Source organism: Pseudomonas poae RE*1-1-14 (assembly GCF_000336465.1).
Classification (GTDB): Bacteria; Pseudomonadota; Gammaproteobacteria; order Pseudomonadales; family Pseudomonadaceae; genus Aquipseudomonas; species Aquipseudomonas poae.
Genome location: NC_020209.1, coordinates 3,733,559 through 3,746,009 on the forward strand (window position 1 = coordinate 3,733,559; position 12,451 = coordinate 3,746,009).

Here is a 12,451-nt window from a genome sequence, read left to right on the forward strand (position 1 = left end):
CTGCGGGCCTGTTCCTCACTGTGAGTCGTCCGTTTCATGCCTGAGCAGTCGTCGCTTCCTTCCGTCCTTGCCGGCCCCTTGCTGCGGCGCCTGGAACCCCGGCGCCTGGTGCTCTGGCTGGTAGCCAGCCGCGAGCTGACGCTTGTGCTGAGGCTGCGATTGCCCGACACAACCCTGGACATAGGCCTCGATGCGCATTGCCAAGTGGTGCCCGTCGGCCGTCACGCGTTTATCCACCTGATCGACGTGCCGATGGCCCACGCCCTGCCGCAGGATGTGAGCATCGGTTACGACCTGCTGGTAGACGCCTGTCCCATGGCCGAGTGGGCGCCCCATCTGCTGTACCCCGACACCGAATGCCCAAGCTTTGTGCTGCACAGCCGCCTGCACCAAGTGCTGCATGGCTCCTGCCGTAAACCCCATCACAGCGCCGAGGAAGGCCTGTTGTGCGCCGATCGTTTGCTGGCAAGCGCCCACTCCCCGGCTGAACGTCCGGCCTTGTTGATGATGAGCGGCGACCAGGTGTACGCCGATGATGTCGCCGGGCCGATGCTCAGGGCGATTCACGCGCTGATCGAGCGCCTGGGCCTGTTCGATGAGCATCTGGAAGGTGCCGTGGTGGACGACAGCGCCAATTTGTACGGGCATCGCGCCAGTTACTACCATCGCGCCGACCTGCTGCCGGCGCTGGAGAGCAACCAGACCCTGCGCGAGCGGTTCTTTGGCGGCACCAAAAAGCCGATTTTCACCAGCAGCACCGCTGACAATCATCTGGTGACCTTCGCCGAGGTGATTGCGATGTACCTGCTGGTATGGTCGCCTGCGCCCTGGAGCCTGATCACGCCTGCACCGCCGCCGTTGCACGCCGACGAACAACCGCGCTACGCCCAGGAGCAGGTGCAGATCGATCGGTTCCGCAATGGACTGCCCGGCGTCGCCCGGGTGCTGGCGCATCTGTCGACGCTGATGATTTTCGACGATCACGACATTACCGATGACTGGAACCTCAGCGCGCAATGGGAAGAAACCGCCTACGGCCATCCCTTCTCCAAGCGCATCATCGGCAATGCGCTGCTCGCCTACATGCTCTGCCAGGGCTGGGGCAACCAGCCGCAGGTGTTTGACGAACTGGTTCAGCAAACCCAGGCACTCGCCAACCATGCGCACAACAATCACCTCAACGCCGCCGCGCAGGATGAATTGATCGACACCTTGTTGAAATTCCAGCAATGGCATTACGCGCTGCCCACCACCCCGGCGTTGGTGGTACTTGACACCCGCACCCGGCGCTGGCGCAGCGAATTCAATCTCAAGCAACCTTCCGGGCTGCTCGACTGGGAGGCCCTGTGCGATCTGCAACAGACGCTGATGGACCATCCTTCAGCGATCATCGTCTCGCCTGCGCCGGTGTTTGGCGTCAAGCTGATCGAGACGGTGCAAAAGGTCTTCAGCTGGTGCGGTCACCCCCTGCTGGTAGACGCCGAGAACTGGATGGCCCATCGCGGCGCGGCCCAAGTGATCCTCAATATTTTCCGCCACTCGCGCACACCGGGTAACTACGTGATCCTCTCCGGCGACGTGCATTATTCGTTTGTCTATCAGGTGCTGATCCGCCACCGCAACGGCGGCCCCAAACTCTGGCAGGTCACCAGCAGCGGCATCAAGAACCAGTTTCCCCCGCGCCTGCTGGAATGGTTCGACCGCCTCAACCGCTGGCTCTACTCTCCACGCTCCCCGCTCAACTGGTTCACTCGTCGGCGCACCATGCAAGTGGTGCCGCACATCCCGGAACATGCCGAAGCCGGCGAACGGCTGTGGAACTCGGCGGGCATCGGCCAGGTGTTTTTCAATGAACAGGGCGAGCCTGAAGCGATCTACCAGCACAATGCGGATGGGAGACCTCGGACGAGGATGGTCGAGCCACTGTTATAAGAGCCAGGGTGCGCACTACCCTCACCGGGTAGATGTGCATCCATACAAAAGCAGTAGCCAATCGCCATCCCACTAAAGCAGCACACGCCTCCTATTCAAACCCCACAGCCCCCCCATGTAAAGTGAGACCTGCCACGGAGTATCGGCGCCAACACACACTGGCCTTGGGCGCCAGCACACGCAGGGAAGCGCGCAGATGGACGATACATCCGGCAATGACCCCTTGGGCAACGACTTTTCCAACCTCAACGCCGACATGCTGCATGCCGTCATGGAGTTGGTCAGCGACGGAATCTGGGATTGGAACGCCAACACCGGCTTCGTCTACCGCAACCCCGGCTGGTACGAGATGCTGGGCTATTCCCGCCACTCCCTGGAAAACAATGTGTTTACCTGGGAGAACGTCATCCACCCTGACGATTACCCCAACGTGATGGTTGTTTTCGATGACTACATCAACCAGCGCGCGCCCCATTACCAGTGCGAATATCGCTGTCGAAAAAAAGACGGCAACTACCTGTGGATCGAAGACCGGGGCTATGTGATTGCGCGCAACCCCGACGGCTCGGTAGGGCGCATGGTCGGCGCGCACCGTGATATTCATTCGCGCAAACACTCCATCGAACAACTGCAAAAGCGCAACCAGTCCCTTGAAGCGCTGGTAACCGACCGCACCCGTGAACTGTCCCGGGTCAATCAACAGCTGCAGCTGCAACTGGAAGAGAACCGCGTCCTCGCCGAACAGGACGCCCTGACGCACATCGCCAACCGTTATCGCCTGGAGAAAGTCCTGCTGGAAGAATGCGAGCGTGCCGAGCGTTTTCGCCTGCCGTTGGCCTTGGTGGCCATGGACCTCGATGACTTCAAGCAGATCAATGACCATTACGGTCACGGCATGGGCGACGAAACCCTGCTGCGGGTGGTCGAGGGATTGAAGGCGGGCATGCGCACTGGCGACCTGCCGGCCCGTTGGGGCGGCGATGAGTTCATGGTGGTGCTGCCCAGAACCACACTGGACGCGGCAAAACGGGCGGCCGAAGACATTCGTCAGCACATCGCGCAGATGCCCACCTTGCACACTGCTTGCGTGACCTTGAGCCTGGGCGTGGCGCAACGTCAGAAGGGGGAGTCGGCGGCCGCGTTGATGAGGCGCGCCGATCAGGCGTTGTACCGCGCCAAGGCGGCGGGCAAGAACAGGGTTTCGGAGTAGATCGCGACTTTTATTAACGAGCCGGAGAGTTTATTTCGTTTGCGGCAAAGGCGCGCAACTGGACGAGTAGCACGCATCCGCCTTGACCTCACCCCCCTCCCCCCTGAAAATGCCCGACGCTTTTTTGTCTCCGTTTACTGAAGTAGTGAAATTTCAATGCCTGATTCCCACCTCAAAGAATCCGTAGCCACCTTGCACGCCAAGGCTGAATACGAAAACGCCATCAATCTTTCACAGCATGTGCCTGCAGCCAAGATCATCAGCGAGATGGTGCTGGACGCGTTTCACACCTCCAAGGAAAGCGACCAGATCCGCGAGTTGCGCGTGGCTATACGTCAGGCTCATGACGCCTTCGACGATGACAAGGCCTATGACCTGATGGGCCGACTCAAGCAACTCAAGGACGCCGAAGCAGCCGACAACCTCGCCCTGGAAGACCTGAGCAGCAAGTTCTCGATCAGCCGCATCCTGTCCAGCTTCAAGGACGACCCCGAGTTTCAGGAACTGGTGTACGGCCTGGCCCTCAAGGTGCTGAACCAGTCGCATCAAGCCATCAGCAATCCGAGCGCCGGCAAGAGCAAGGCCGCACGGACCAAAAAAGACGCTGAAGTGTTCGTCATCAGCAAGGATGGCGTCAGCGTGACCCTGCCGCTGCGCACGCCGCGTTCCAGGCTCAATGTCGACCGTGAGGCATTCGAATTCCTGGGGTTCAGCTTCGCAGGTGAAGGCGATGAGGCCGAGCTGGAAGTCCAGAGCTTTGTGGATAACTCAGGCGCAGAACAGCCGCTGAACCGCAAGAGCGTGATCACCGCGCTGCAGCAGCAGACGGCGTTCGCCGGTTACAGCATCGCCCAGCAGTAACTATGCGAGGGGATGTCGTGGCGAGCGGGCTTGTTGTGGCGAGCGGGCTTGCCCCGCGTTGGGGTGCGAAGCGCCCCCAATCCAGCAAAACGCGGTGTACCTGATACGCCTCAGCGCCTGGCTTTGGGGCTGATGCGCAGCCCAACGCAGGACAAGCCTGCTCGCCACAGGGAATCTGCGCTTAACTGAACGGCATTAGGGCTTGCCACAAGAAGCCCACAGGGATGTGGCTGCCACATTGAGTCTTTGGCATCTCAACTGACCCGTTCGACCTGCGCTGCGAATACCTCGCGAAAGCGCGCCATCTCCCGCTTGTTACCCACCGTCACCCGTATCCACTGCGGCCAGTTGCTCCACACACGCCCAACCAGCACGTGATGTGCCGCCAGCCGTTCAACCACCTGCTGCGCCGGTTGCTTCACATCGACCATAAAACAATTGCTCTGCGAGGCCGTGCAGGTGAATCCAAGCCCCTTCAGCCAGGCGATGGTCTCATCCCGCGCCTGGGCATTGAGGGCTTTGCGCTGGGGCAGCAGTTTGATGTCTTGCAGACTGGCCTGCGCGCCCATCAGGCTTGAGCCCGCCGGGACGTTATCGCCGCCGAATATCGCCAGCCGTTCCAGCAGCGCCGGATGACCGACCGCCAGGCCCACCCGCGCGCCGGCCATGCCGTAGATCTTCGAGAAGGTTCGCAGTACCAGCAGGTCGTCGTGGTCGGTCACCCAGCTCACACAACTGGGGGCATCGCAGAAGTCGATATAGGCCTCGTCCACCACCAGCACGCTGCCCTTGGGTTTGTTTGCCAGCGCATGCCGGATCGCCTCGATGGGCGTCAGGGTGCCGGTGGGGTTGTTGGGGTTGCACAGGTACAACATGCCCGCCTGGGGGTCGGCGGCAAGCATGGCGGGTAGGTCGTGGGCATGGTCGGCGCTCAGGCTCACCTCACACACGGGCGCGCGCCACGCCTGTGCTGACTGGCGCGGCACTTCGTAGGAGGGTGTCGCCATTACCAGGCCACGCGTGGGGCTGGTAAACGCCAGGACGGCATAGCGCAGGGCGGCCATGGAGCCGGCAAACACCGCCACCTGCTCTTCGGCGATGCCCTGCTGCTGGGCGAACAGCGCAGCCAGCGCGTACATGTGCGGATAGGGATAACGCCCCGCCGCTGTAATACCCCGTTGCATCGCATCGCGAGCAGAGGCTGACGGGCCGTAGGGGCTTTCGTTGTAGTTGAGCCGTACAGTGTCAGTCGTTGCCGGCGCGGGGCTGGCGTGCGCCCAGTTCAGATGCCCCAGCACCGGTAATGCGGCGCCAAAGGCGAGAAGGGAACGACGACTGACGCTGACCATGGGGTCTACTCCTTGTAGGCGAGTGCTGAATGCTCACTGTGTAAGGAAGTATGACGAGAAGCCGGTCAGTGGATTTAACCGCACTTCAGCTCGACTGCAACTTGTGCTTGAGGCTGCCCATGACCGCCGCCTTGTTCTGCAGGTAGTCATTGAGGCCACGCGCGCGCAGGTCGCAGGCGATGCAATTGCCACAGCCGTCGCCGATCACGCCGTTGTAGCAGGTCAGGGTCTGCTGGCGCACCAGCTCCAGTTGACCCAGGTCATCGGCCAGAGCCCAGGTCTCGGCCTTGTTCAGCCACATCAACGGGGTGTCCAGACGCAATGGGTAATCCATGCCCAGCTCAAGCGCCTTGTTCAGCGCCTTGACGAATGCGTCCCGGCAATCGGGATAGCCCGAGAAGTCGGTTTCGCACACGCCGGTGATCACGGTGTCGGCCTTTACCTGATAGGCGTAGATCGACGCCAATGTCAGGAACAGGATGTTGCGCCCCGGTACAAAGGTACTCGGCAGGCCAGCGCCTGAGCTCTCGGTGGGCACGGGGATGTTGTCGCGGGTCAGGCTGCTGATGGCCAGCTCATTGAGCAACGAAACGTCCATCACCTTGTGCACGGTGGCACCCAGCTGTTTGGCCAACCGCTGGGCCACTTCGATTTCGGCAACATGGCGCTGACCGTAATCAAAAGTAATGCAATGCACCTGTTCGTAACGCGCCAGGGCCTGGATCAGGCAGGTCGTCGAGTCCTGCCCGCCACTGAAGACCAGAACGGCTGTTTTACTCATGCTTTTGTTCCTGCCTGCTTTGAAGTGGGGAAGAGTGTAAAGGTGGCTCAATAAAAAGCCCCGCGCTTCTTTCGAGGGCGGGGCTGACTTTGGCTCAAGAGCCAATGCTCGATGACTCAGTGTGCGTAGGTCAGCAACAGCTCTTTGGGTGCCTGGAAATCAACAGACATCATCACGCTGAGCGCGGTGATGGTGAAGATCGAGAACACGAACAGCTTGCGCGCCCAGACGGTGTCATCCACCGCCTTGTAGCCGGTCCAGGCCATGTACAGCCAGTACATGCCCATGGCGGCGGCAACGGCGAGGTAGCTCATGCCGGCATAGCCACTGAAGGTCAACATCAAGGTCGCCACGAGGAAGGCCAGGATGTAGAGCAGGATGTGTTTCTTGGCCACCTGGATGCCACGCTTGACCGGCAGAACCGGGATCGACGCAGCCAGGTAGTCATTGAAGCGGAAAATCGCGATGGCATAGGAATGCGGCATCTGCCACAGGCTGAACATCACCAGCAGCACCAGCGCGGCCATGTCGAAGCTATTGGTCACAGCCACATAACCAATCACCGGCGGCATCGCCCCCGACAGACTGCCCACCAGCGTGCCGTGAACCGACTTGCGCTTGAGGTACAGGCTGTAGAGGCCGACGTAGATGACAAAACCGATCACGGCAAACAGCGCCGCCAGCGGGTTGGCCACTTTGTACAACAACACCACACCGGCAACACCCAGGACGGTCGCGAAGATCAGTGCCAGTTTCAGGGAAATGAGCCCCTGCACCAGCACACGATTCTTGGTGCGCTCCATCTTGATGTCGATGTCGCGGTCGATGCAGTTGTTGAACACGCAACCGGACGCCACAACAAGGGAAGTGCCGATCATTGCCGCCAGGAAGATGGCCAGATCGACATGCCCCTTGGAGGCCAGGAAGAAGCCGCCTGCCACAGAAAGCACGTTACCGAAAATGATCCCCGGTTTGGTGATTTGGATAAAGTGCTTAAGCGACATCGGGTCTTACCTCACTTCGCCATCATGTAGGTGTGGATGCTGAACATGATCCACAGCGACAGACCAACCAGCAGAACAATCACAAGACCTGCGAACACGAACGCAATCACGTTCTCGCGCTGGGCTTCGGAGCGGTCCAGGTGCAGGAAGTACACCAGGTGCACCAGCACCTGGATCACTGCGAATGCCAGCACGATCATCAGGGTGATCGACTTCGGCAAGGTCGGGTACATCACCAAGCCGAACGGGATCAGGGTGAGGATGACCGACAGGATGAAGCCGATAGCGTAAGACTTTACGCTGCCGTGGCTCGCATCATGGCTGTCATGGGAGTGTGCATTAGCCATTACAGAGTCCCCATCAAGTAGACGACGGTGAATACGCAGATCCAGACCACATCCAGGAAGTGCCAGAACAGGCTCAAGCAGCTCAGGCGGGTCTTGTTGGTGTTGGTCAGGCCGTGTTTATTGACCTGATACATCATCACCGCCATCCACAGCAGGCCTGCCGATACGTGCAGACCGTGGGTGCCTACCAGCGTGAAGAACGCGGACAGGAAGCCGGAACGGTGCGGGCCGTAGCCTTCGGAGATCAGCAGGTGGAACTCGTTGATCTCCATGCCGATGAAGCCCAGGCCGAACAGGAAGGTCAGCGCCAGCCAGCTCAGCACGCCCTTCTTGTTGCCTTTGTAGAAGGCCAGCATGGCGAAGCCGTAGGTGATCGAACTGAACAACAGCAAGGCGGTTTCGCCGAGCACGTAAGGCAGTTCGAAGATGTCGTGGCCCGACGGGCCACCCGCTACGTTGTTTACCAGTACCGCGTACACCGCGAAGATCGACGCAAACAAAATGCAGTCGGTCATCAGGTAGAGCCAGAAACCGAAGACGGTTATCGGGCCGGTGTCGTGGTGGTCGTGGTGCCCATGGTCATCGACATGGGCGTGTCCAGCATTGGTCGCTAAGTTCGACATGGTTTAAACCTGTTCCAACGGGGTTTCAACACGGTTGGCCGGAATCTTCTTCTCGGCTACCAGGCGAGCGTGCTGCTCGGCTTCGATGCGTTCGATGGTTTCCACCGGCACCATGTAGCCTTGATCGTCACGTGCAGCATGGACGATGAAGTAACCGATAGTGCCCACCAGGCCCACGATTGCCAGCCACCAGATGTGCCAGATCATCGCGAAACCGAACACGGTCAACAGCGCGCCCATCACCACGCCAGTGGCGGTGTTGTTCGGCATGTGGATCGGTTCGTAGTGCGCAGGTTTCTGGTACGCAGTACCGTCTTCCTTGGCTTCGGTGAACGCATCGATGGTGTTCGCAGTCGGGATCACGGCAAAGTTGTAGAACGGTGGTGGCGACGAGGTCGACCATTCCAGGGTGTGGCCGTTCCACGGGTCGCCGGACTCGCACAGGTTCTGCTTGCGATCACGCACGCTGACATACAGCTGGATCAACTGGCAGGCGATACCCGCCGCGATCATCAACGCACCGAACATGGCGACGTACAGGTACGGCACCCACTCAGGGTTGGTGGTGGCGTTCAGACGACGGGTCATGCCCATGAAGCCCAGTGCATAGAGCGGCATGAACGCGACGAAGAAGCCCGAGATCCACAGCCAGAATGCAGCCTTGCCCCAGCCTTCGTGCAGCTTGAAGCCGAACGCTTTCGGGAAGTAGAAGCTGAAACCTGCGATGTAGCCGAATACCGCACCACCGATGATCACGTTGTGGAAGTGAGCGATCACGAACAGGCTGTTGTGCAGCACGAAGTCAGCACCCGGGATGGCCAGCAGTACGCCGGTCATGCCGCCGATGGCGAAGGTCACCATGAAGCCCAGGGTCCACAGGACCTGGCTGGTCATGCGCAGACGACCGTGGTAGATGGTGAACAGCCAGTTGAACAGCTTCACCCCCGTCGGGATGGAAATCAGCATCGTCGCCAAGCCGAAGAAGGCGTTGACGCTGGCCCCCGAACCCATGGTGAAGAAGTGGTGCAGCCAGACCATGAAGCCCAGTACCGAGATCGCGCCCGATGCATAGACCATCGAGTGGTGACCGAACAGGCGCTTGCCGGTGAAGGTCGAGATCACTTCGGAGAAGATACCGAACGCTGGCAGGATCAGGATGTACACCTCAGGGTGACCCCATGCCCAGAACAGGTTCACGTACATCATCGGATTGCCACCAAGTTCATTGGTGAAAATGTGGAAATCCAGGTAACGGTCAAGCGACAGCAGCGCCATGGTAGCGGCCAGGATCGGGAACGACGCCACGATCAGCACGTTTGCCCAGGTGCAGGTCCAGGTGAAGATCGGCATGTCCATCAGTTTCATGCCTGGGGCGCGCATCTTCAGGACGGTGGCCAGGAAGTTGACCCCCGTCAATGTCGTCCCGAGTCCTGATAACTGCAGGGCCCAGATGTAGTAATCCACCCCCACGCCCGGACTGTATTGCAGGCCCGACAATGGCGGGTAGGCAACCCAACCGGTCTTGGCGAATTCGCCGACGCCCAGGGACAGGTTGATCAGCACCACGCCGGATACCAGCAGCCAGAAGCTCAGGGAGTTCAGGAACGGGTAGGCAACGTCACGCGCACCGATCTGCAGCGGCAAGGCAAGGTTCATCAGGCCGGTGAAGAAAGGCATCGCCATGAAGATGATCATGATCACACCGTGAGCGGTGAAGATCTGGTCATAGTGTTCAGGCGGCAGGTAGCCCGGCGAACCCTCGGTGGCCATGGCCAACTGGGTACGCATCATGATGGCGTCGGCAAAGCCGCGCAGCAGCATGACCATGGCCACGATGACGTACATGACACCGATTTTCTTGTGGTCGACGGAGGTCAACCACTCGGTCCACAGGTAGGTCCACTTCTTGAAGTAGGTGATTGCCGCAAACAGTGCCAGACCACCCAGCGCGACCATGGCGATGGTAATCATCACAATCGGCTCGTGGAATGGGACCGCGTCCCAACTTAATTTACCAAACATCGTTTACTCCTCTGCCCCAGCAGTTGAATTCGAGCCCGTGTCAGAACCTTCAGCCGCGGCCACTTCTTTCTTCTCGTGCTTGACCGGCTTGCCTGGTTTCATGCCTTCGTACTTGTCGACGATTTTCTGAAACAGGTTCGGCTCGTACGAGGAGTACAGGGCGACAGGGTTGTTCTGGCTTGGTTTGGTCAGGGCGTCGTATTCAGCTTGATCAAGCTGTTTAGGTGCGGCCTTGACTTCGGCGACCCAGGCGTTGAAGTCTTCCTGGCTTGTCGAGATCGCTTTGAATTTCATGCCGGTGAAGCCAGCGCCGCTGTAGTTGGCGGAGATGCCTTCCATTTCAGCTTTCTGGTTGGCGATCAGGTGCAGCTTGGTCTGCATGCCTGCCATCGCGTAGATCTGGCCGCCCAGGGCTGGGATGAAGAACGAGTTCATCACGGCGTCGGAGGTGATCTTGAAGTTCAGCGGAGTGTGTTCCGGGAACCGGATCTGGTTCACGGTGGCGATACCCAGGTCCGGGTAGATGAACAGCCACTTCCAGTCCAGCGCAACCACTTCGATGTTGATCGGCTTGACGTCCGATTCCAGCGGGCGGTAAGGGTCCAGTGCGTGGGTGGACTTGTAGGTCACATAACCCAGGGCAACGATGATGAGGATCGGGACCAGCCACACCGCGATTTCAATCTTGGTGGAGTGCGACCACTTCGGCGCGTAGGTCGCGCTGGTGTTGGACGCGCGGTATTTCCAGGCGAAGGCGAAGGTCATGATGATCACAGGAACCACGACCAGCAGCATCAGCAGGGTGGCGGTGATGATCAGGTTTCGTTCATCCAGACCGACCTGTCCTTTTGGGTCGAGCAAGGTCCACTTGCAGCCTCCCAGCATTAACAGCATGCCAAGCAGCGGCAAAAAGCCTAGTAATCGGGGGTACCTGTTTTTACTCATCTCACGACCTCTAAAGCAGCTTGCGCAATGCAGTTGGGTTTTGATCGCCAACACTTCACCCTGCCAAGGGTTGGCATTTCTCTTCGATTGAATAAGAGCCTGCCCGCCACACCAAAAAAACTGTACGTTTCACTGACCTGCGGCGCGTTCTTATTCGATTTCGTGGTTAAAGGCCTTGTTACAGACCAATTCCATTTGGTGCGGATAGTTGAAAGGCTGCCGGAACCTGGGTCGCACAGAGCCATCCATCGCTCCCGACCCCTGCGATGCTCAAATATTGCACAGCATCGGACACTCAGTGCCGGGGATTGTAGTTAGCTGGCGATGTATAAACCATGTCTGATAAAGAAATAATTTTTATCGATTACAGCAATAATTCTTTACGGACGGGGCCGGGAAGCGCGATCTTATTGCGGTCAATTCTCAATAAAACCCACAAAAAAAGCCCGGCTATTCATCCATTCAGGTCATCCCTTACAGGTTGTAAGGGCATGTTCAGGCCGTCGAAGTCCCCATAAAACAAGGCATTGGGACACCCCTCAAGGGCTGCCAACGTGACCTGTCAAAGGTCCGATTCAAGTGCTGAACTGACAGCACAAACTGACCGATTGGTGCAAATTTACAAGCCAAAACCGCCGCCCGAAAAGGGTCTTCGACAGCGTCCGTGTGACAACATGTCGCACGCTGCGCACACCCTTTATCGGCTTTCGTCACGGCCCTTTCACATTTGCCGACGCACGAAAAAGCCCCGGTCCCTCTCTCAAAGGCACCGGGGCTTTTCATTGTAAGGCTCAGCCCGTGCGTTGGCGATTGCGATATATGCCCAGCGGCACCAGGATCACCGTCAGCACAAACGCCACCAGCGCCCATTGCGCCAGCGACAGGCCCAGTACCGGCGGGTAAGGGGTGCTGCAAAAGCCATCGACCTGGAAGCCCAGCGGAAACACCTTGGCCAGCGGCAAGTCATCAACGATCGGCTGCAACACATCGACACCGCAGCTGACCTGGGGAAAGAACTGGGTGTACACGTGATGCCCCGCCGCAGCCACCCCACCGAGCGCGCTGAGGATCACCAGCCCTTCGAACAGGGTGACGGCGCCCTTGGTGCGCATGGCGGCGCCGATGAACGCGAAGATCGCGATCAACAGCAAGGCGTAGCGTTGCAGGATGCACAGCGGGCATGGCGCCTCGCCCAATACCACCTGCATGTACAACGCACCGCCGATCAGCGCCAGGCAGATGATGCCCAGCAACACCAGAAAGCGCCGCTCTCTGCCTAAACGCAATTCGTCACTCATCCCCGTATTCCTTTGTCTGGTTGTGCCAATGGGCGCAAGTTTACACACAGAGCATGGTTTAAACAGAGGGGGGTTAACG

General features: G+C 59.2%; 11 protein-coding genes. 3 read left to right on the forward strand and 8 right to left on the reverse strand.

The genetic code is table 11. From position 1 onward, the window contains the following. The first annotated feature begins 36 nt into the window (after window positions 1-36). The 3 genes from H045_RS16290 to H045_RS16300 all read left to right on the forward strand — a co-directional run bounded on the left by H045_RS16290 (window position 37) and on the right by H045_RS16300 (window position 4,003). On the forward strand, window positions 37-1,932 hold the full coding sequence (locus tag H045_RS16290) for an alkaline phosphatase D family protein (RefSeq protein ID WP_015372928.1): 1,896 nt from the start codon (window positions 37-39) through the stop codon (window positions 1,930-1,932). A 196-nt stretch (window positions 1,933-2,128) separates the two neighbouring features. Next, window positions 2,129-3,142 (forward strand): sensor domain-containing diguanylate cyclase, encoded by a 1,014-nt coding sequence (locus H045_RS16295; protein WP_015372929.1) that lies wholly within the window; start codon window positions 2,129-2,131, stop codon window positions 3,140-3,142. A 156-nt stretch (window positions 3,143-3,298) separates the two neighbouring features. Next, window positions 3,299-4,003: a hypothetical protein gene (locus tag H045_RS16300; RefSeq protein ID WP_003238399.1), complete on the forward strand. Its 705-nt coding sequence runs from the start codon at window positions 3,299-3,301 to the stop codon at window positions 4,001-4,003. Window positions 4,004-4,257: 254 nt separating this feature from the next. On the opposite strand, the gene ptaA is transcribed toward H045_RS16300, so the two are convergent. The 8 genes from ptaA to H045_RS16340 all read right to left on the reverse strand — a co-directional run bounded on the left by ptaA (window position 4,258) and on the right by H045_RS16340 (window position 12,372). Beyond that, window positions 4,258-5,352, reverse strand: coding sequence for a pyoverdine biosynthesis transaminase PtaA (gene ptaA, locus H045_RS16305; protein WP_015372930.1), 1,095 nt, complete (start codon window positions 5,350-5,352; stop codon window positions 4,258-4,260). Window positions 5,353-5,437: 85 nt separating this feature from the next. Continuing rightward, window positions 5,438-6,133 carry a 7-cyano-7-deazaguanine synthase QueC gene (queC, locus tag H045_RS16310; RefSeq protein WP_003238394.1) on the reverse strand — a complete coding sequence of 232 codons (696 nt, stop codon included), beginning with the start codon at window positions 6,131-6,133 and terminating at the stop codon, window positions 5,438-5,440. Window positions 6,134-6,249: 116 nt separating this feature from the next. Next, a complete protein-coding gene (gene cyoE, locus H045_RS16315) occupies window positions 6,250-7,137 on the reverse strand; it encodes a heme o synthase (RefSeq protein ID WP_003238392.1) in 888 nt (295 codons plus the stop codon). 11 nt (window positions 7,138-7,148) lie between these two features. Continuing rightward, window positions 7,149-7,484, reverse strand: a complete 336-nt coding sequence (gene cyoD, locus H045_RS16320; RefSeq protein ID WP_003176003.1) for a cytochrome o ubiquinol oxidase subunit IV — start codon at window positions 7,482-7,484, stop codon at window positions 7,149-7,151. Further along, entirely contained in the window at window positions 7,484-8,107 is a 624-nt protein-coding gene (locus H045_RS16325) for a cytochrome o ubiquinol oxidase subunit III (RefSeq protein ID WP_003238390.1), read from the reverse strand. Before H045_RS16325 ends, cyoD begins: the two co-directional genes overlap by 1 nt. 3 nt (window positions 8,108-8,110) lie before the next feature. Continuing rightward, the gene (gene cyoB, locus H045_RS16330; RefSeq protein WP_003238387.1) at window positions 8,111-10,129 is read right to left on the reverse strand and encodes a cytochrome o ubiquinol oxidase subunit I; all 2,019 of its coding nucleotides are present in this window, start codon (window positions 10,127-10,129) and stop codon (window positions 8,111-8,113) included. Between the two features lie 3 nt (window positions 10,130-10,132). Then, on the reverse strand, window positions 10,133-11,074 hold the full coding sequence (gene cyoA, locus H045_RS16335) for a ubiquinol oxidase subunit II (RefSeq protein WP_003238385.1): 942 nt from the start codon (window positions 11,072-11,074) through the stop codon (window positions 10,133-10,135). A gap of 791 nt (window positions 11,075-11,865) precedes the next feature. Beyond that, a complete protein-coding gene (locus H045_RS16340) occupies window positions 11,866-12,372 on the reverse strand; it encodes a disulfide bond formation protein B (protein ID WP_003238382.1) in 507 nt (168 codons plus the stop codon). Between the last annotated feature and the right edge of the window lie 79 nt (window positions 12,373-12,451).

Excerpts from the sequence above, each read along its gene's own strand:
- ptaA (WP_015372930.1), bottom strand. The coding sequence starts at position 5,352 with ATGGTCAGCGTCAGTCGTCGTTCCCTTCTCGCCTTTGGCGCCGCATTA.
- H045_RS16290 (WP_015372928.1), top strand. The coding sequence starts at position 37 with ATGCCTGAGCAGTCGTCGCTTCCTTCCGTCCTTGCCGGCCCCTTGCTG.
- cyoE (WP_003238392.1), bottom strand. The coding sequence starts at position 7,137 with ATGTCGCTTAAGCACTTTATCCAAATCACCAAACCGGGGATCATTTTC.
- H045_RS16295 (WP_015372929.1), top strand. The coding sequence starts at position 2,129 with ATGGACGATACATCCGGCAATGACCCCTTGGGCAACGACTTTTCCAAC.
- H045_RS16300 (WP_003238399.1), top strand. The coding sequence starts at position 3,299 with ATGCCTGATTCCCACCTCAAAGAATCCGTAGCCACCTTGCACGCCAAG.
- cyoB (WP_003238387.1), bottom strand. The coding sequence starts at position 10,129 with ATGTTTGGTAAATTAAGTTGGGACGCGGTCCCATTCCACGAGCCGATT.
- cyoD (WP_003176003.1), bottom strand. The coding sequence starts at position 7,484 with ATGGCTAATGCACACTCCCATGACAGCCATGATGCGAGCCACGGCAGC.
- cyoA (WP_003238385.1), bottom strand. The coding sequence starts at position 11,074 with ATGAGTAAAAACAGGTACCCCCGATTACTAGGCTTTTTGCCGCTGCTT.
- H045_RS16325 (WP_003238390.1), bottom strand. The coding sequence starts at position 8,107 with ATGTCGAACTTAGCGACCAATGCTGGACACGCCCATGTCGATGACCAT.
- queC (WP_003238394.1), bottom strand. The coding sequence starts at position 6,133 with ATGAGTAAAACAGCCGTTCTGGTCTTCAGTGGCGGGCAGGACTCGACG.
- H045_RS16340 (WP_003238382.1), bottom strand. The coding sequence starts at position 12,372 with ATGAGTGACGAATTGCGTTTAGGCAGAGAGCGGCGCTTTCTGGTGTTG.